The following is a 17861-nucleotide window of genomic DNA, read 5'->3' on the forward strand; positions in this document are numbered from 1 at the left end:
CGGACGCCCGTAGGCTCGAGACGCCCATGAACGAGCCCCGCGACGAACCACCGAGCCCCTCCCCGGCGGCGACTCCGCCGACGGTGCCGCCTGGGATCCCACCAGCGGTCCCACCGACGATCCGGTCACGCAGCGGGGTCGACCGCGAGATCCTCCGGCTCGCGGTGCCCGCGCTCGGCGCACTCATCGCCGAGCCGCTCTTCCTGCTCGCCGACACCGCGATGATCGGCCACCTCGGCGCGACGCCCCTCGCCGGTCTCGGCATCGCGAGCGCGGTGCTGCAGACGATCATCGGGCTCATGGTCTTCCTCGCCTACGCGACCACGCCCGCCGTCGCGCGTCGGGTCGGGCTCGGCGACGTGCGGGGCGCCGTCGCCTCGGGCATCGACGGGCTGTGGCTCGCACTCGGCATCGGCGTCGTGCTCGCCGTCGCCGGATGGTTCGCGGCACCGATGCTCGTCGGACTCTTCGGCGCCTCCGAGGCCGTGACCGCCGAGGCATCCGTCTACCTCTCGATCTCGATGGCCGGCCTCCCGGCGATGCTCATCGTGTTCGCGGCCACCGGCCTCCTTCGCGGACTGCAGGACACGCGCACCCCGCTCTGGGTCGCCGGCATCGGCTTCGCGGTGAACATCGCACTGAACTACGTCTTCATCTACGTCGCCGGCTGGGGCATCGCGGGCTCGGCCGTCGGCACCGTCGTCGCGCAGTGGGGCATGGTCGCCGTCTACCTCGTGGTCGTCGCCCGGCACGCGGCCCGCGCCGGCGCGAGCCCCTGGCCGCACCATGCGGGAGTGCTGCGCGGAGCGGCATCCGGCGGCTGGCTGTTCCTCCGCACGTTGAGCCTCCGGCTCGCACTGCTGCTCGCGACGTGGGCGGCGACCTCGCTCGGCTCGAACGAGCTCGCCGCGTTCCAGGTCGCGATGACGATCTACTTCACGATCGGCTTCGCGCTCGACGCCCTCGCCATCGCCGCGCAGGCCCTCATCGGTCGCGACCTCGGTGCCGGCGACCTCGCCGGCGTGCGCGCGGTGCTGCGACGCTGCCTGCAATGGGGCGTCGGCAGCGGCGCCGTGATCGGCGTGCTGCTGCTCTCGACGGCGTGGGTGCTGCCCGCCCTCTTCACGAGTTCGGCGGAGGTCGCGGCGCTCCTGCCCCCGACGCTCGTGGTGCTCGCGCTCTCCGCCCCGCTCGGCGGCATCGTGTTCGTGCTCGACGGCGTGCTCATCGGCGCCGGCGACGCCCGGTACCTCGCGTGGACCGGCATCGTGAACCTCGTCGTGTTCGTGCCGCTCGCCCTCTGGGTGGTCGCCGTCGCCCCGGCCGGAGCCGCCGGACCGGCGTGGCTCATGGCGGCGTTCGCGATCGGCTACCTCGGGGCGCGGGCGGTCACGCTCGGGCTGCGGGCACGCGGTGCGGCGTGGATGGTGGTCGGCGAGGGGCGCTGAACCGCGCGCCGGCGATCAGGCCGTCAGGAGACCTGCGGCCGTCGTCAGGCGGTCGCCTCGCCCAGCCACTCGCGCGCGCCGGCGACGAGCGCGGCGACCCCGACCTCGAGCGTGGGCTCGATGAGCGGAGCGAAGAACGGCGAGTGGTTCGACGGGATGTCATCGGGCATGCGCCCGGTCGCGAGCGCGTCGCCGAAGAGGGCGGGGTCGGAGCCGCCGAGGATCCAGTAGACGAGCGGCACTCCCGCGGCCGTCGCGAGCACGCCGACGTCTTCGCTGCCCGAGATCACCCCGGGGTCGATCACGCGCGCCTCGCCGAGCACCCCGCGCAACGCTGCCGCCGTGCGCTCGGTGGCCGCCACGTCGTTCACGGTGACCGGGAAGCGCTCCTCGTAGTCGAAGTCGGGCTCGCGCGGTGCACCCGACGCGGCGGCCTCCGCCTTCGCGATGCGCTCGATCGCCGACAGCACCTTCGTGCGCACGGTCTCGTCGAAGCTGCGGATGCTGAGGCCGAGGGAGGCCTCGGCCGGGATGATGTTGTTCTTCGTGCCGGCGTGGATCTGGCCGACCGACACCACGGCCGCATCCGTCGCGGCGAGTTCTCGAGCGACGATGCCCTGCAGCCGGACGACCGTCGACGCGGCGAGGTAGACGGGGTCGACCGTCGTCTCGGGTCGCGAGCCGTGCCCGCCCGTGCCGTGCAGCCGGATCGTGAGCGAGTCGGCGCCCGCCATCGCCACGCCGCCGCGCACCGCCGCGAATCCAGCGGGCAGGGGCGCCACATGCTGGCCGAGCACGATGTCGGGCTTCGGCACGCGATCGAAGAGTCCGTCGGCGACCATCGCCTCGGCGCCGCCGCCCCACTCCTCGGCGGGCTGGAAGAGCGCCACCAGCGTGCCGGACCACTCGGCGCGATCCGCGACGAGCCGCTCGGTCGCGCCGAGCAGGCACGTGACGTGCACGTCGTGCCCGCAGGCGTGCATGACGGGCACGTCGTTGCCCTCGTGGTCGGTGCCGCGCGCCGTGCTCGCGTAGGGCAGGCCGGTCGCCTCGAGAACGGGCAGTCCGTCCATGTCGGCGCGGAGCAGCACGGTCGGGCCGTCGCCGTTCTCGAGCACTCCCACGACGCCCGTGCGGCCGATGCCGGTCGTGACCGTCAATCCGAGCGCGGTCAGCGTCTCGGCCACGATGCCCGCGGTGCGGTGCTCCTGGAACGAGAGTTCGGGGTTGGCGTGCAGGTCGCGGTAGACGGCGGCGAGATCGAGGCTCATGCCGTCAGCCTAGGCCGGGGTCGACGGGCGCTCAGGCCCCGCGCTCGGCGCGCCATTCGACGAGCAGCTCGGGCATGCGGCGCTGGATGAAGAGGAAGAAGTCGCTCATCTCGGCGATGCGCTGCGAGGCGAGCGAGTCGGGGTCGTCGATCGCCGCGACGGCCTTCGACGCGAGCGCCTCGAGGTGGTCGTAGAGCGGGTTCTTGCCCATCGTCACCGTGTACCAGGCGTGCTCGGGCAGCTCGTAGAGCACCCGACGCGAGCCGGGCTGCGACACGCGGCGCACCATGCGCAGCGTCTGCAGGTACCGCACGGCGCCCGAGATCGCGGCGGCGCTCGCGACGAGCTGGTCGCTCAGCTCGCGGGCTGTGAGCCCGTTCGACTCGGCGGCGATGAGCGCCATGAGTACTCGCGCGGGCATGCGAGGGAAGCCCGCCTCGGCCATCGCCGCGGCGGACTGCTCGACGAACTCGTTCATCGCCTGTTCGTCTCGCGCCATCTCCCCATCCTCACAGAACGAGCGGGGCCGAGCGGATGCCCCGCGCCCGCCGTCACCCGCCGAGTGCCAGGTCCCGTCGCCGCACGAGGGCCGTGGCCCCCGCGGCCACGACGACCGCGATGCCCGACATGACCCACGCGGCCGACCAGTCGATCGTCTCGGCCGTGACGATCGGCGTGTGGGTGAACGGCGAGAGGTCGCGCACCCACTCGGGGAACCCGAAGAGACCGCCGAACTGCCCCAGTACGATCGCGACGAGCAGCACCGCCCAGCCGAGGGCGATCGACGCCCGAGGCACGAGGGCGAACACGAGGGCGGCGACCGCGACGATCACGAGGCAGGCCGGCAGCTGGGCGAGCCCCGCCTCGGCGACGGTCGACATGCGCTCACCGGCATCCGGCGACCCGATGAGTCCGACGAAGGCGCCGAGCACCGCGAAGGCCAGCACCGCGGCGACCGAGACGGCGCCGATCAGGAGGTACGCGGAGAACCAGCGGAACCGCGAGACGGGCGCGGCGAGCACGAGTTCTGCCGTGCCGCCGGCCTCATCCTGCCGGGCGCGCATGATCGCCTGCACGCCGCCGACCGCGGCGAGCACCCCGACGAATCCGAAGAGCCCGGTCGTGAAGAGGTCGATCAGCCCGCCCTCGGCGTTCGGCCCCGCGATCGCGGCGAGGGTGTCGGTGATCGCCTGCCCGGCCTCCTGGCCGTCGGGGGTGTTCACGAGGTCGACGACCGTCTGCCCGACGGCGCCCAGTACGAGTCCGAAGAGCGCACCGCCGACGGTCCAGCCGATGACGGGGTTGCGGAGCGTGCGCCAGACGAGGCCGATCGGGCCCGAGAGGCTCAGCGGCGCATGCAGGCGGCCCGCCCGCTCGGGCACGATGCTCGAGTCGAGGTCGCGGTGCGACTGCAGCCACGCGGAGGCGGCGAAGAGCACCGCCCCGAGGGCGACGCAGAGCGCGAGCGGCCAGAGTCGCTGATGCGTGTACGGCGCGACCGCCTGGCCCCAGCCGATCGGGCTGAGCCAGCTCCACCAGCCCGCCTCCATGCTGAGCCCGTCGGGCTGCACGGTGCCCGTGGCATCCCCCATCGCGCGGAAGGCGTAGCCGAGGGTCACGATCGCGGCCGCGAGCCCGTTCGCCCCGCGCGAGGTGCGCATGAGCTGCGCGCACGCGAGCCCGACGCCGAGGTACGCGATGCCCACGGCCGACAGTGCCGCGCCGTAGAGCAGGGCGCCCGAGGCATCCGCCCCGTACGCGAAGGCCACGCCGCCCATGATCGCGCCGACCAGCGCACTCAGGATGACGCCCTCGAGCGCCGTCGCGAGCAGCGGCGCGATGCGGCCGGCGGGAGTGGATCCGACGAGCTCGGCCCTGCCCGCCTCCTCGTCGCCGCGCGTGTGTCGCACGGCGAGGAACGTCATCATCAGGCCGACCATGAGTCCCAGGAAGCCGAAGAGCAGGAAGAACTGGAATGCGTCGGGGTCGGTGCCCTGCGGAGTGCCGCGGAGCATCAGGATGGCGGGGCTCATGATCACGAGCCTGATGACACTCGCCCGTTCGGCGTCATCGCCGTAGGTCTCGGTGACGGCGCCGCGACCGGCGACCTCGAGCAGCGCGAAGAGCGCGAGCCACACGATGATCTGCACCCGGTCGCGGCGGAACCGCGCGAGGAGCAGGGTCGGCAGGGTCTTCATCGCACGCCCTCGAGACTCGATCGCGCCGGCTCGTCGATCTCGTCGTGGTAGTGCCGCATGAAGAGCTCCTCGAGCGAGGGCGGGTTCACGGTGACACCGGTCGCGCGCAGGCGACCGAGGGCGGCGAGCACGTCGGGCATGGCGTCGGAGTCGGCGGTGAAGCGCACACGGGCGCCGTCGACCACGAGGTCGTGCGCGCCGGGGATCGTGGCGAAGCCCGCCGCGTCGAGTCCTTCACCCGCGAAGGAGACCTCGGTGCGGGTGAGGTGGCGGAGCTCGGCGAGCGTGCCCGTCTCGACCGTGCGCCCGGCGCGGATGATGCTCACGCGGTCGCACAGGTGCTCGACCTCCGAGAGGATGTGGCTCGACAGGAGCACGGTCGCGCCGTCGCCGAGGAGGGCCGCGATCTCCTGACGGAAGACCGCCTCCATGAGCGGGTCGAGGCCCGAGGTGGGCTCGTCGAGGATGTAGAGGTCGGCTGGCGTGGCGAGCGCGGCGATGAGCGCGACCTTCTGCCGGTTGCCCTTCGAGTAGGTGCGGCCCTTCTTCGACGGGTCGAACTGGAAGACCTCGGCGAGGTGCTCGCGCCGCGCCGCGTAGGCGCGCTTGTCGGTCGTGCCGCCCCGCAGGCGCGTGAGGAGGTCGATCGACTCACCGCCCGAGAGGTTCGACCAGAGGTTCACGTCGCCCGGCACGTAGGCGATGCGCCGGTGCAGCTCGACGGCGTCGCGCCAGGGGTCGCGGCTGAAGAGCGTCGCGTTGCCGCCGCTGGCCCGGATGAGGCCGAGCAGCACGCGAATGGTGGTGGACTTCCCCGCGCCGTTCGGGCCGAGGAACCCGTGCACCTCGCCGGCCTCGACGCTGAGGTCGAGCCCGTCGAGTGCACGCACGCGGCCGAAGTGCTTCTCGAGGCCGCGTGTTTCGATGACGGTGTTCATGAGGCCGACACTACGCTCGTTTCACAAATTTGTGAATCTTCCTAACGGAACCCTTACAGGGGGGTCGGATGCCGCGGGGCGACCGGACTGCGTGGCCCTGCGGCGTCACCGGGGCACGCGCGTGGGCGCATCCTTGGGGCGCATGCCCGGGGTGCGCGGCGTCGAGGTGACACAAGTCGAGGTGACGCAAGTTGTCGCATCGACACGGCCGCAACCGGCAACGAGTGGCATCTCGTTGACCGGAGAGCCGGTGCGAGCAGCGGGCGGCCAGCGGTGAGCAGCCAGCAGCGAGCAGCGAGCGCCGTCAGCCCGCCACTCGGGGCACGGCCGTCGTGTCGCCGACGTGCAGCGTGCTCGTGAAGCACCGCGACGCCGGCGGCTCGCCCGAGAGCAGCTGCACGACGGCCTCGCCGGCCGCCCGCCCCTTCGCGACCGAGGGCTGCGCGAGCGTCGTGAGGTCGTGCTGCAGGCCGTCGACCCGGATGCCGTCGAAGCCGAGCACGCTGAGATCGGCCGGCACCTGCATGCCGAGCTCCTCGGCCGCCTGGATGACACCCGCCGCCAGCAGGTCGCTCTGCGCGATGATCGCCGTCGGACGGTTCTCCGGGTCGGCGAGCAGCGCCCGCGCAGCCTCGAGTCCCTCCTCGATCGAGCTCGCCCCGGCGGCGCGGCCCGTCGCCTCGGGGAAGATCTCGCGAGCGCCGGCGAGGCGCTGGCTCGCCGTGGCTGCCGTGCTCGACTCCAGCAGCTCCCTGGTGAGGGGGCCCCGAGTGCGCGCCGCGTCGAAGGGCAGCGTCACGATCGCGACATCCGTATGGCCCAATTGCCGCAGGTACTCGGCGCCCCGCCGAGTCGCCTGGAGGTTGTCGATCGAGATCTCGGGGATGTCCTCACCGGTGTCGCCCTCGATGGCGACGGCGGGGATGCCGCGGCGACGCAGCGCCTCGATCGTGACGCCGAGGCGCGGACTGCAGCCCACGAGCACGACGGCGTCGACGGGCGCGCTCTCGATGCTGACGGCGTTCTCGCCCGCCTCTCCGGTGTCGGTGAGCAGCAGGAGGCCGGCGCCGAGCGGCGCGATGCCCTCGGAGATGCCGTCGAGCATCTGGATCTTCACGGGGTCGAGGAACGCCGCGCGCACGCGCTCCTCGAGCACGACGCCGACGATGCCCGAACGCCCGCGGCGCAGCGAGCGGGCGCGCGGGTCGGGACCGGCGTAACCGAGATCGGATGCCGCGGCGAGCACGCGCTCCTTCGTGGCGGCGGACACGGGGCCCGAGCCGCTGAAGGCGAGCGAGGCGGTCGACTGCGAGACGCCCGCGCGTGCCGCGACATCGGCGAGCGTCGGGCGTTGAGCGGCATCGGGCTGCATGGGGCCGAGTCTAGGCCGAATCGATTCGATCGGCGATCCGCGGCGTGCCGAGCGCTCGACCCGCGGCATCGCCTAGGCTCGGCCGCATGTCGAGAACCGCCCTCATCACCGGCGCGAGCTCCGGGCTCGGCGCCGAGTTCGCCAGACAGCTCGCCGCCACCGGCGCCCACCTCGTGCTCGTGGCGCGCGACCGCACCGCCCTCGACGAGCTGGCCATGCGGATCCGCCGCGAGCACGGCGTCGAGGTCGAGGTGCTGCCGGCCGACCTGCTGAAGCCGCGTCACCTGGCGCGGGTGGTCGAGCGCCTCTCCGATGCCGCACGGCCGATCGACCTGCTCGTCAACAACGCGGGGTTCGGCCTGCCGCTCGACTTCGCGGCCAACGACGTCGAGGTCGAGGTGCGCCATCTGCACCTGCACGTCGAGGTGCCCCTGCGTCTGAGCCACGCAGCCCTGCGGTCGATGCTCCCCCGCCGACGGGGGCGGATCATCAACATCGCGTCGGTCGGCGCGTTCATTCCGCGATCGACATATGGCGCCTGCAAGCGCTGGCTGGTCGTGTTCAGCGAGTGGGCGAACGGGCAGTACGCGCGGCAAGGCGTCACGACGACGGCCGTGTGCCCCGGCTACACGCACACGAAGTTCCACGAACGGCTGGGACTGCCGCCGGGCCAGGAAGGGGTTCCGGGCTGGATGTGGCTCGACGCGCGGAAGGTCGTCGCCGAGGCGCTGCGGGACACCGCCCGCGGCAAGTCCCTCTCGGTGCCCTCGCTCCGCTACCGGTTGCTCGTCGGCCTCGCGCGATTCGCGCCCGGATCGGTCGGCGCCCGCATCGGGGCCCGCGGGCGCTGACACGCCTGCCTCGTGGGTTGAGGAGCAAGCGCAGCGAGCGTCTCGAAACCTGCTTCTGGGAGCACGGGTCTCGATACGGCGCTGGCGCGCCTACTCGACCGGCGAGACGACCTCGTCGCGAGCCGTGACGAACGCGGCGACGCAGCGCCGGATCTCCTCCTCGGAGTGCGCAGCGGAGAGCTGCACGCGGATGCGCGCCGCCCCGCGGGGCACCACCGGGAAGCTGAAGGCCGTGACGTACACCCCGTGCCGCTGCAGCGCGTCGGCCATGCGTGCGGTGAGGGCGGCATCGCCGAACATCACGGGCACGATCGGGTGCTCACCGGGGAGCAGGTCGAAGCCGGCATCCGTCATCAGGGAGCGGAAGAGCGACGCGTTCGCCCGCAGTTTCTCGCGCAGCTCGCCCGAGGAGGCGAGCAGCTCGAGCGCCTGGATCGTGCCCGCCACGATCGCCGGGGCGAGGGTGTTGGAGAAGAGGTAGGGCCGAGCGCGCTGGCGCAGCAGATCGACGATCTCCTGGCGGGCGGCGACATAGCCGCCGGATGCCCCGCCGAGCGCCTTGCCGAAGGTGCCGGTCGTGATGTCGACGCGACCCTCGACGCCGCAGTGCTCGGGCGTGCCGCGGCCGTGCTCGCCGACGAAGCCGACGGCGTGCGAGTCGTCGACGAAGACGAGCGCGTCGTACTTGTCGGCGAGGTCGCAGATCTCGGCAAGGGGCGCGATGTAGCCGTCCATCGAGAAGACGCCGTCGGTCACGATCACGCGGCGACGGGCATCGGATGCCGTGACCAGCTGCGCCTCGAGGTCCGCCATGTCGCGGTTCTGGTAGCGGTACCGGCCCGCCTTCGAGAGCCGGATGCCGTCGATGATCGAGGCGTGGTTCAGCTCGTCGGAGATGATCGCGTCGTCGGGCCCGAAGAGCACCTCGAAGACGCCGCCGTTGGCGTCGAAGCACGAGGAGAAGAGGATCGTGTCGTCGTAGCCGAGGAATGACGAGACCCGCTGCTCGAGTTCGAGGTGCAGCTCCTGCGTGCCGCAGATGAACCGCACGCTCGCGAGTCCGTAGCCCCACTCGTCGAGCCCGGCGTGCGCCGCCGCGACGATGCGCGGGTCGTTCGCGAGCCCGAGGTAGTTGTTGGCGCAGAAGTTCAGCACCTCGCGCCCGGCGACCTCGATCTCGGAGGACTGCGGGCCGTGGATGCCGCGCTCGCGCTTCGTGAGACCCGCAGCCTCGATCTCGTCGAGCTCGTTGCGAAGCTGGTCGCGAACCGTTCCGTACATGTCTAGAGCTCCGTCCAGTCGAGGATGACCTTGCCGACGCCGCCGGAGGCGGCCGCGTCGAACGCCGCACGCCACTCGCGCGCCGGGTAGCGATCGCTGATGATCGAGGCGACGCGCGAGCGCAGCTGCGGGCTCGTCTGCAGCATCGCGCTCATCGAGTTCCAGGTCTCGAACATCTCGCGTCCGTAGATGCCCTTCATGGTGAGCATGTGGGTGACGACCTTGCCCCAGTCGATCGCGTACGGCTCCGCCGGCAGGCCGAGCAGCGCCATGCGACCGCCGTGGTTCATGTTCTCGATCATCTCGGGCAGCGCCTTCGCCGAGCCCGACATCTCGAACCCGACGTCGAAGCCCTCGCGCATGCCGAGTCGCTCCTGCGCCGACCGCACCCGTTCCTTCGAAACGTCGACGACGGCGTCGGCGCCCATCTCGAGCGCCAGCGACAGGCGTGCCGGCGAGACATCCGTGGCGACGATGAAGCGGGCGCCGACATGCCGGGCGACCGCGATCGACATGAGCCCGATCGGGCCGCAGCCCGTGACGAGCACGTCTTCGCCGACGACCGAGAAGGCGAGCGCGGTGTGCACCGCGTTGCCGAAGGGGTCGAAGATCGCCCCGACCTCGGGCTCGACCGAGGCGTGGTGCACCCACACGTTCTCGCCGGGGATGACGATGTACTCCGCGAACGCGCCGTCGCGATGGAGGCCAACGCCCTTGGTGCGGATGCACATCTGGCGGCGGCCCGCGCGGCAGTTGCGGCACATGCCGCACACGATGTGTCCCTCGCCCGAGACGCGGTCGCCGACGGCGACGTCGTGCACGAGCGGCCCGACCTCGACCACCTCGCCGAAGAACTCGTGGCCGGGGATGAGCGGTGCGGCGATCGTCGACGCGGCCCAGTCGTCCCACTTCTCGATGTGCAGGTCGGTGCCGCAGATGCCGGTGCGCAGCACCCGGATCTTCACGTCTGCGGGGCCCGTCTCGGGCTCCGGCCGCTCGACGTACTCCAGGCCGGCGCCGGGGGCGGGTTTGAAGAGGGCCTTCATCGCAGAAACTCCGTTGTTCAGAACATGAGCCACTGGGTGCGGCGGCTCATGCGAGTGGTCCGGTGGGTGCGCCGGATGACAGGTCAATCGTATCGGCGCGGAGTAATATGTTACGCAGCGTCAGCGGTGCGCCGACGCGGGCTCGACCTGGCCCGCCTCGAAGTAGTCGACGAGGTCGGGTGCCAGCTGCGGCACGGCGAGGGTGGCGCCGTCGCCGCGCAGCGACTCCGTCGCCCGGACGCCGACCGCGACGGCCTCGCGGGCCGCGACCGGAGACGTCTCGGTCGTGCCGCCGTCTCGCACGAACCGCAGGAACTCCGCGACGAGGAGCGCGTCGGCGCCGTCGTGCCCGACGTCTTCGGGCGCCTCGGGCACGATGAAGGTCTCGTCGGCCGGCGCCGCACCCTGATGGCGGCGGTTCCAGAGCCGCACCTCCGAGCCCGAGACATCCCCGAAGTTCTCGATGCGCCCCTCGGTGCCGATGACGGTGTAGTTGCGCCAGTAGTCGGGCGTGAAGTGGCACTGCTGGTAGCTCGCGAGCACCCCGTTGCCGAGGCGCATGTTGACCATCGAGATGTCCTCGACGTCGATCACGGGGTTGAGCCCGCTCTGCGCGGCCGGCGGCCAGTTGTCGAGGCTGAACCAGTCGCGCATGCGCTCCCCCGAACGGTCGCGGCGGTCGCCGATGTCGCCGTACACGCTGAGCGAGCCCATCGCCTGCACCTCGCTCGTGTACGCCCCGGCCAGCCAGTGGATGACGTCGAGGTCGTGCGCGCCCTTCTGGAGGAGCAGCCCCGTCGTCTTCTCGCGCTCCGCATGCCAGTCCTTGAAGTAGTAGTCGCCGCCGTTGCCCACGAAGTGGCGGCACCAGATCGCCTTCACCTCGCCGATGCGCCCCTCGAGGATGAGTCGCCGCATGAGCAGCACGACCGACATGTGCCGCATGTTGTGCCCGACGTACAACCGGGTGCCCGTGCGCCGCGCGGTCTCGAGGATCGCGTCGGCGTCGTCGACCGTCACGGCGAGCGGCTTCTCGCAGAAGACGGGCACGCCCGCCTCGAGCGCGGCGATCGCGACCGGCGCGTGCTGGTGGTCGGGCGTCAGCACCATCACTGCGTCGATCCCGCTCGCGAGCAGTTCGTCGAGCGAATCGGTGACGGATGCCTCGGGCAGCACTGCCCGCGCATCGGCCCGTGACCGCTCGGCGAGATCGCACACGGCGACGACGCGGGAGCCCCGGCCGGGGCGGTGCGCCTCCTTCCAGAGGGTCGAGCGTGCGCCGAAGCCGACGATGCCGATGTTCAGATCCACGGGGTGGTGCTCCTTCAGGTGTTCCGCGTGCGCGGGGTCACAGCGTGCGCGCCGCGCGAGGCGGGGCGTCGAGATCGGTCGAGCCGCCCGGAACGAGCGACCAGGGGAATTCGTGCAGGCGGGCCTCGGTCGCGTCCGGCTCGAGCGCGCGCGCCACGATGATCTCCGCCTGCCGGCGGTAGAAGTCGGTCGGGCCGACGGTCGTCAGGGTCGGCGCGACCGACTGCGCGTCTGGGGTGTTGCCGACGCCGATGACAGCGACGTCGTGCGGCACACGGAGGCCGAGCATGTGCGCGGCGTTGATCGCCGCGATCGCCGCGAAGTCGGTCGTGGCGTAGACGGCCGTCGGACGATCCTTCCGCGAGAGCAGTCCGACGGCCGCGGTGAAGGCGCTCGCCTGCGTTCCGGCGTACGTCGCGGTGTGCTCGGGCACGATCGGCAGGCCGTGCTCGCGCATGCGCTCGAGGTAGGGCGTGTACCGCGAACCCCGGGGGGCGTGCACGGCGTCCTCGGCCACGAGGCATCCGATCGCGGTGTGCCGTTCGAGCAGGTGGTCCATCGCGAGGTAGCAACCCGGGATCGCATCGGAGCGGATCACGTCGTAGCCGTTGGGCTCCAGCGTCTCGCTGAAGACCACCAGGCGCTGCCCGCGCTCGGCGAGGGCCTGCACCTTCTGCTCGGCGTCATCGGTGCCGATCGCGCCGTCGAGGTAGGCCACGTCGCTCTCGACCCGGTCGAGCGCCGCGTACCAGTCGCCGTCGGCGAGGATGAGCGTCGTGAGCCCGTGACGGTTCGCCTCCTCGTTGACGGCGGCCGCGACGGCGAGCGACCACGGGTCGCTCAGCATGTGCAGCGAGAGCTGCACCGTGTCGCTGCGGCCCGTGCGGATCGTGCGGGCCGCGCGGTTGGGACGGTAGTTGAGCTGCTCGGCAGCCTCCAGCACGCGCTTCGCGGTCGGCTCGGCAACCCCCGAGCCGCCGCCGCTGCGGCCCGAGAACACGTACGAGACGGTCGCCGTCGAGACGCCCGCGAGCTCGGCGACCATGCGCAGCGTCGGGCGCCGGCGCCCCGCGGCGCTGCTGCCCCCGCCGTTGCCGAGGTGACCGCCGTGGCCGCCGCCCGTCGTCGATCCGTCCACGTTCGTCCGCACCATCACGTCACCCCTTCGTTCCCGAGAAGGCGATGCCCTGGATGAACTGCTTCTGCAGGATCATGAAGGTGATCAGCATGGGCAGCGTCGCCAGCAGTGCGCCCGCCATCAGCACAGGGTAGTCAGTGCCGTGCAGGCCGACGAGCTGCGACAGGCCCACCGAGAGGGGCATCTTCTCGGGGTCGGTCGTCACGACGAGCGGCCAGAGCAGGTCGTTCCACGACCACAGCACCGTGAAGACGGTGAGCGCGATGATGCCGGGCTTCGCGAGCGGCACCATGACCCGCCAGAACGTCTGCCACGGATTCGCGCCGTCGATGCGCGCGGCCTCTTCGAGCTCGGACGGCATCGACATGAAGAACTGCCGCATGAGGAAGGTGCCGAACGCGCTGAAGATGCCCGGGACGATGAGCGCCTGCAGGGTATTCAGCCAGCCGAGGCTCTGGATGATCTCGTATTGCGGCAGCAGGTAGAGCTGCGAGGGCACCATGAGCACCGAGAGGAACAGCACGAACACCACGTTGCGGCCGCGGAAGGGGATGCGTGCGAAGGCGTAGCCCGCCATCGTGCAGAGCACCACCTGGCCGACGGTGCGGCCGACGGTGAGCAGCAACGAGTTCAGGAACATCTGGCCGAACGGCATCGAGTCGAAGACTTCGGCGAAGTTCGTGAACACCCACGGGTCGGGGATGACGACGGGTGGCACCTGCACCGAGTCTTGGAACGTCTTGAACGCGGTGAGGGTCTGCCAGACGAACGGGAAGACCATCAGGATCGCGCCGCCGGCGAGCAGCAGGTGCACGAGCCAGTGACCGCGGTTGCGGCGGCCACGGGCAGCGGATGTCCCGCCGGCGCGTGTGCTCGAGACATCCGCGCCGGTCATCGCCCGAGTGTCGAGGGAGAGGTCACTCATAGTGCACCCACTTCTTCTGCAGCCGGAACTGCACGACCGTCAGCACCAGGATGATGATGAGCAGGAGGAACGCGATCGCGGCCGCGTAGCCCTTCTCGTTGTCGATGAACCCGGCCTGGTAGAAGAGGTAGACGATCGTGCGGGTGTTCGGCATCGCCGGGTTCGACGTACCGAGCATCATGTAGATGAGGTCGAAGACCTGCAGTGCCCCGATGACGCTGATCACGCTGACGAAGAAGATGCTCGGGCTCAGCAGCGGGATGGTGATCGAGAAGAACTTGCGCACGGGGCCGGCACCGTCGAGGTCGGCGGCCTCCATGACCGTGTCGGGGATCCCCTGCAGTCCCGCGAGGAAGATGACGATGTTCGTGCCGAGGCCGGCCCAGATGCCGACGACGGCGATCGCGATGAGCGCCGTGCTCGGGTCGGTGAGCCAGCTCGCGCCCTCGATGCCGAAGACACCGAGCACCTCGTTGAGCACGCCGTAGTCGCCGTTGTAGATCATGCGCCAGACGAGCGCGATCGCAGCCGGCATGGTGACGACCGGGATGAAGTAGAGGGTGCGGTAGATGCCACGGCCGCGCAGCCCGGTCGTGTTCAGCAGCGCCGCGATGGCGACCGCGAGCGGGATGCCGACGAGGGCGATCACCGTGTACAGCGCGGTGTTGCGGAGGGCACCGAGCAGCTCGGGGTCCTGGAAGAGCCGCACGTAGTTGTCGAGGCCCACGAACTCGGAGCCGCCGAAGGGGCCCGACTCCGTGAACGACATGAGGAAGGTGCGCACGGTCGGCCACAGGTAGAACGCGACGAGGCCGGCGGCAGTCGGGCCGATGAACAGCAGCGCCCACCACGACGACTGGCCGGGTCCCCGCCCGCGCCGCCGCCCCCGACCGGGGGCGGCCGCGAGCCGCCCCCGATCGAGTTCGGAGATCGGCGCGCTCGCGCGCTGCGCGATCAGGTCGGTCATGGTGCTACTCCGACTCCGAGTCGAGCGCCGCCTGCATCTCGGTGGCGAGCTGCTGGAGGCCGTCCTTCGGCGAGATCGAGCCGGCCCAGACCTGCGAGAGGATCTCACTCTCGATCGAGGTCCACGCGGCGGTGTTCTTCGAGACGGGGTAGGCCACGGCGGTCTCGAGCGCGTCGATGTACACTTGGAGGTCGTACTGCGGCAGCGCATCGACCCAGGCCTGCTGCTTGCCGTCGAACGCCGGGATGACGGTGCCCGAATCGGCCATGATGTCGGACGCCGCGTCGCCGCTCGCGAAGGCGGCGAACTGCTTGGCGAGATCGAGGTGGTCGCTCTCCGCGTTCACGACGTTGGCGAGGCCGTGGATGACGCTCTGGTTGCCGTCGGCGCCCGCGGCGAGCGGGGCGACGTTCACCTTGTCGGCGATGTCCGGGTTGTCGGCGTAGGCGCCGGCGGCCCACGAGCCGTTCTGGAACATGGCGACCTTGCCCGAGAAGAAGAGGTCTTCGGGGTTGGTGTCGGTCATCTGCTGCGCGGTGGGCGAGGAGCCGGCGGCGATGAGGTCGGTCCACAGCTCGATGCCCGCGAGTGCCTCGGGGCTGCCGTAGCCGGACTCGGTGCCGTCGGCGCTGATGACCTCGCCGCCGGCCTGCGCGATGGAGTTGTAGTAGTTCTCCTGGCCGAACTGGGAGGCGGCGATGCCGAACTGGCCCGTCGCGGGGTCGGTGAGCTTCGCGGCGGTCGCCTTGAGGTCGTCCCAGGTCCAGCCGGCCTCGGGGTAGGCCACTCCCGCGGCATCGAAGAGTTCCGTGTTGTACCAGAGTCCGACGGTGTCGAAGTCCTTCGGGGCGCCGTAGAGCTCGCCGTCGTAGGTGTAGAGGTCCACGAGTCCCTGCGGGTAGTCGGCCGGGTCGATGCCCTGGTCGTCGAGCGGGGCGAGCACGCCGTTCGAGGCGTAGAGCTGGAAGTTCGGGCCGTTCATCCAGAAGACGTCGGGGGCCGAGCCGCCCGAGACCGAGGTCTGCAGCTTCGTGAAGTACTCCTTGTAGGGCGTCGTGACGAGCTTGACGGTGACCTCGGGGTGCTCCTCGGTGAAGGCGGCGGCGATCTCCTTCATCGCGGCCTCCTGCTTCTGGTCCCAGACGCCGTATTCGAGCGTGACCGCCTCGCCGTCGCCCGCGTCCGAACCCGAGTCGCTGCACGCGCTGAGCGCGAGTGCGGCCGTGGCGGCCAAGGCCACCGCGGCGGCCCCGCGACGGGTGATTGCACTTCGAAGCATCCGATCCTCCTTTGGATCTGTCTCTTGGTGAAGGATGGCGAGGCTGCGCCCGCCGAATGTTAATCGTTTAGCTAAACGATTAACACGTGACTGTAGCGGCGGTCGCGGGGCGACGCAAGCTTCACTTCGGAACCACGGACGATCGGTCCATCTCGGCCCGCCATCGCCGGCGCGCGGCGGTGAGCTCGGCGACGACCTCCGGATGCTCGGCCTGCACGTCGCGCTGCTCGGAGGGGTCCGCCACGAGATCGACGAGGCGGAGGCCGTCGCCCGGCTCGGTGTGCTCGACGCGCCGGATCTCCGCCGCATGCGGTGAGCCGGACTCGACCCAGGCGAGCTTCCACCGGCCCTGCCGCACCGACCACTGCCAACGGCAGTCCCAGTGCAGCTCGTCGCGAACCGGGCCGCCGTCACCGCGGAGGAACGCCAGGAGGTCGCGGCCGTCGAGCCCGTCGAGCCCGCCGCCCGCCGCGGCGAGCGCCGTCGCCGCGATGTCCATGGAGCTCACGAGTCCGTCGCGCACGACCCCGCCCGGCAGCGCCGCCCGCCAGCGCACGAGGAACGGCACGCGGATGCCGCCCTCGTAGAGCGTGTACTTCGTGCCGCGGAGCGGAGTGTTCAGGCCGTAGTTGCACTGCGAGCCGCCGTTGTCGGTCGTGTAGACGACGATCGTGTCGTCCCCGATGCCCTGCTCGTCGAGCAGATCGAGCAGGCGGCCGACCTGCCGGTCCATCAGCTCGAGCTGGGCGAGGTAGTAGGCCCGCCCGTTCGCCAGGTTCGGGCTGATCGCGCCGTCGTACCAGTCGAGGTAGTCGGATGCCCCGGGGTACCAGTCCTCGAATCTCGGCAGCCCGCGCGCCTCGAGCTCCTCGTCGGGCAACTGCCAGCAGAAGTTGTGCACCGCGTTGAAGGCGACCATCGCGAAGAACGGCCGATCGTCGTCAGCGGCGATGAAGGCGGCGGCACGGTCGGCGATCTCATCGGTGAGGAATCGCTCGACCTCGACCGGCTCCCCGCCCGCCGACATGGGCTGCACCGCCATGGCCTTCGCCGCCCCGCCGTACTCGTCGACGGCCGCGCTCGAGTGCCGCAGGTAGTTGAGGCGTCCCATCGACTGACCGGCGAGCCCGTAGAAGCTGTTGTCGAAGCCGTGCTGCGGCGGTGCTCCGCGATCGCCCTCGCGCTCGGCGCCGTAGTGCACCTTGCCGTAATACCCCGTGCGGTAGCCGACGTCCCGGAGCCGCTCGGCGAGCGAGGGGCGCTCGGGGCCCGCCATCGACGAGTCGTCGAACCAGTGCGCACCCCACCGCTGCTGGTAGGCACCGGCGATGAGGCCGGCGCGCGAGGGCGAGCAGACGGGTGCCGTCACGTAGGCCTCATCGCAGCCGACGCCCTCGGCAGCCAGGCGGTCGAGCGCCGGAGTGCGCACCTCGGGGTCGATGCCGAGGGCCGATCGGTCGGCGTAGCCGTGATCGTCGGAGACGATCAGAAGGATGTTCGGGCGCGATGGAGCCGATGCTCCTCCTGGGTTCGCGTCGTCACGCCCATCACCGCTGATCGAGGCCGGCATGGCACTCCCCTTCGGGTTGTTAATCGATTAGCACGACCCTAGCCCGCGGCTCGACGCTCGACAAGGCCGGCCCGCCCGCCCTGCCATGCGGTGAGCCGCACCCGGCGTCGACGTCACCGTGATCCGCCGAATGGGGGACATGGACGCCGAAGCCGAGGGCCTGAGGGCCCCGGGAACTCGCGCCCGGCATCGCGGTGGCGCGGCGCGCGACCGAACGGTCCGATCGAAGAACGGGGGACACTTTTTGTATGCAATATGTAGCGCGT

The 17861-nt window shown here is 71.0% G+C and carries 15 protein-coding genes; 2 read left to right on the plus strand and 13 right to left on the minus strand.

The features are described from left to right. Window positions 1-26 precede the first annotated feature (26 nt). A complete protein-coding gene (locus ASD23_RS04360; protein WP_082571178.1) occupies window positions 27-1448 on the plus strand; it encodes an MATE family efflux transporter in 1422 nt (473 codons plus the stop codon). Window positions 1449-1492: 44 nt separating this feature from the next. Here the strand turns inward: ASD23_RS04360 and ASD23_RS04365 are convergent, their stop codons facing one another. The 5 genes from ASD23_RS04365 to ASD23_RS04385 all read right to left on the minus strand — a co-directional run bounded on the left by ASD23_RS04365 (window position 1493) and on the right by ASD23_RS04385 (window position 7227). Beyond that, entirely contained in the window at window positions 1493-2719 is a 1227-nt protein-coding gene (locus ASD23_RS04365; protein ID WP_056006702.1) for an amidohydrolase, read from the minus strand. A 31-nt stretch (window positions 2720-2750) separates the two neighbouring features. Beyond that, entirely contained in the window at window positions 2751-3218 is a 468-nt protein-coding gene (locus ASD23_RS04370; protein WP_056006705.1) for a GbsR/MarR family transcriptional regulator, read from the minus strand. Window positions 3219-3270: 52 nt separating this feature from the next. Then, complete coding sequence (locus ASD23_RS04375) at window positions 3271-4917, minus strand: ABC transporter permease (RefSeq protein ID WP_056006708.1); 1647 nt, start codon at window positions 4915-4917, stop codon at window positions 3271-3273. After that, window positions 4914-5855 carry an ABC transporter ATP-binding protein gene (locus ASD23_RS04380; protein ID WP_056006711.1) on the minus strand — a complete coding sequence of 314 codons (942 nt, stop codon included), beginning with the start codon at window positions 5853-5855 and terminating at the stop codon, window positions 4914-4916. The genes ASD23_RS04375 and ASD23_RS04380 overlap by 4 nt, the downstream gene beginning before the upstream one ends. Window positions 5856-6159: 304 nt before the next feature. Beyond that, window positions 6160-7227 carry a LacI family DNA-binding transcriptional regulator gene (locus ASD23_RS04385; protein WP_056006718.1) on the minus strand — a complete coding sequence of 356 codons (1068 nt, stop codon included), beginning with the start codon at window positions 7225-7227 and terminating at the stop codon, window positions 6160-6162. 86 nt (window positions 7228-7313) lie between these two features. On the opposite strand from ASD23_RS04385, the gene ASD23_RS04390 reads away from it, so the two are divergent. Then, window positions 7314-8078, plus strand: a complete 765-nt coding sequence (locus ASD23_RS04390) for an SDR family NAD(P)-dependent oxidoreductase (protein ID WP_056006721.1) — start codon at window positions 7314-7316, stop codon at window positions 8076-8078. A gap of 90 nt (window positions 8079-8168) precedes the next feature. Here ASD23_RS04390 and ASD23_RS04395 read toward each other — a convergent pair whose 3' ends face one another. The 8 genes from ASD23_RS04395 to ASD23_RS04430 all read right to left on the minus strand — a co-directional run bounded on the left by ASD23_RS04395 (window position 8169) and on the right by ASD23_RS04430 (window position 17595). Then, window positions 8169-9359: a glycine C-acetyltransferase gene (locus ASD23_RS04395; protein ID WP_056006725.1), complete on the minus strand. Its 1191-nt coding sequence runs from the start codon at window positions 9357-9359 to the stop codon at window positions 8169-8171. 2 nt (window positions 9360-9361) lie between these two features. Next, entirely contained in the window at window positions 9362-10405 is a 1044-nt protein-coding gene (gene tdh / locus ASD23_RS04400) for an L-threonine 3-dehydrogenase (protein ID WP_056006729.1), read from the minus strand. 120 nt (window positions 10406-10525) lie between these two features. Beyond that, the gene (locus ASD23_RS04405) at window positions 10526-11716 is read right to left on the minus strand and encodes a Gfo/Idh/MocA family protein (RefSeq protein WP_056006734.1); all 1191 of its coding nucleotides are present in this window, start codon (window positions 11714-11716) and stop codon (window positions 10526-10528) included. A 37-nt stretch (window positions 11717-11753) separates the two neighbouring features. Continuing rightward, the gene (locus tag ASD23_RS04410; protein WP_157377001.1) at window positions 11754-12869 is read right to left on the minus strand and encodes a LacI family DNA-binding transcriptional regulator; all 1116 of its coding nucleotides are present in this window, start codon (window positions 12867-12869) and stop codon (window positions 11754-11756) included. Window positions 12870-12873: 4 nt separating this feature from the next. After that, the gene (locus ASD23_RS04415) at window positions 12874-13779 is read right to left on the minus strand and encodes a carbohydrate ABC transporter permease (protein ID WP_082571179.1); all 906 of its coding nucleotides are present in this window, start codon (window positions 13777-13779) and stop codon (window positions 12874-12876) included. Further along, the gene (locus ASD23_RS04420; protein ID WP_056006737.1) at window positions 13772-14746 is read right to left on the minus strand and encodes a carbohydrate ABC transporter permease; all 975 of its coding nucleotides are present in this window, start codon (window positions 14744-14746) and stop codon (window positions 13772-13774) included. Before ASD23_RS04420 ends, ASD23_RS04415 begins: the two co-directional genes overlap by 8 nt. A 4-nt stretch (window positions 14747-14750) precedes the next feature. Then, on the minus strand, window positions 14751-16025 hold the full coding sequence (locus tag ASD23_RS04425; protein ID WP_056006740.1) for an ABC transporter substrate-binding protein: 1275 nt from the start codon (window positions 16023-16025) through the stop codon (window positions 14751-14753). 121 nt (window positions 16026-16146) lie between these two features. Next, window positions 16147-17595 (minus strand): sulfatase family protein, encoded by a 1449-nt coding sequence (locus ASD23_RS04430; RefSeq protein WP_056006743.1) that lies wholly within the window; start codon window positions 17593-17595, stop codon window positions 16147-16149. Window positions 17596-17861 lie beyond the last annotated feature (266 nt).

The organism is Agromyces sp. Root1464 (assembly GCF_001427265.1).
GTDB lineage: Bacteria > Actinomycetota > Actinomycetes > Actinomycetales > Microbacteriaceae > Agromyces > Agromyces fucosus.

What these genes read in the sequence shown, in the direction of transcription:
- ASD23_RS04360 (WP_082571178.1), top strand. Translation starts at nt 27, where the DNA reads ATGAACGAGCCCCGCGACGAACCACCGAGCCCCTCCCCGGCGGCGACT.
- ASD23_RS04365 (WP_056006702.1), bottom strand. Translation starts at nt 2,719, where the DNA reads ATGAGCCTCGATCTCGCCGCCGTCTACCGCGACCTGCACGCCAACCCC.
- ASD23_RS04370 (WP_056006705.1), bottom strand. Translation starts at nt 3,218, where the DNA reads ATGGCGCGAGACGAACAGGCGATGAACGAGTTCGTCGAGCAGTCCGCC.
- ASD23_RS04375 (WP_056006708.1), bottom strand. Translation starts at nt 4,917, where the DNA reads ATGAAGACCCTGCCGACCCTGCTCCTCGCGCGGTTCCGCCGCGACCGG.
- ASD23_RS04380 (WP_056006711.1), bottom strand. Translation starts at nt 5,855, where the DNA reads ATGAACACCGTCATCGAAACACGCGGCCTCGAGAAGCACTTCGGCCGC.
- ASD23_RS04385 (WP_056006718.1), bottom strand. Translation starts at nt 7,227, where the DNA reads ATGCAGCCCGATGCCGCTCAACGCCCGACGCTCGCCGATGTCGCGGCA.
- ASD23_RS04390 (WP_056006721.1), top strand. Translation starts at nt 7,314, where the DNA reads ATGTCGAGAACCGCCCTCATCACCGGCGCGAGCTCCGGGCTCGGCGCC.
- ASD23_RS04395 (WP_056006725.1), bottom strand. Translation starts at nt 9,359, where the DNA reads ATGTACGGAACGGTTCGCGACCAGCTTCGCAACGAGCTCGACGAGATC.
- tdh (WP_056006729.1), bottom strand. Translation starts at nt 10,405, where the DNA reads ATGAAGGCCCTCTTCAAACCCGCCCCCGGCGCCGGCCTGGAGTACGTC.
- ASD23_RS04410 (WP_157377001.1), bottom strand. Translation starts at nt 12,869, where the DNA reads ATGGTGCGGACGAACGTGGACGGATCGACGACGGGCGGCGGCCACGGC.
- ASD23_RS04415 (WP_082571179.1), bottom strand. Translation starts at nt 13,779, where the DNA reads ATGAGTGACCTCTCCCTCGACACTCGGGCGATGACCGGCGCGGATGTC.
- ASD23_RS04420 (WP_056006737.1), bottom strand. Translation starts at nt 14,746, where the DNA reads ATGACCGACCTGATCGCGCAGCGCGCGAGCGCGCCGATCTCCGAACTC.
- ASD23_RS04425 (WP_056006740.1), bottom strand. Translation starts at nt 16,025, where the DNA reads ATGCTTCGAAGTGCAATCACCCGTCGCGGGGCCGCCGCGGTGGCCTTG.
- ASD23_RS04430 (WP_056006743.1), bottom strand. Translation starts at nt 17,595, where the DNA reads ATGCCGGCCTCGATCAGCGGTGATGGGCGTGACGACGCGAACCCAGGA.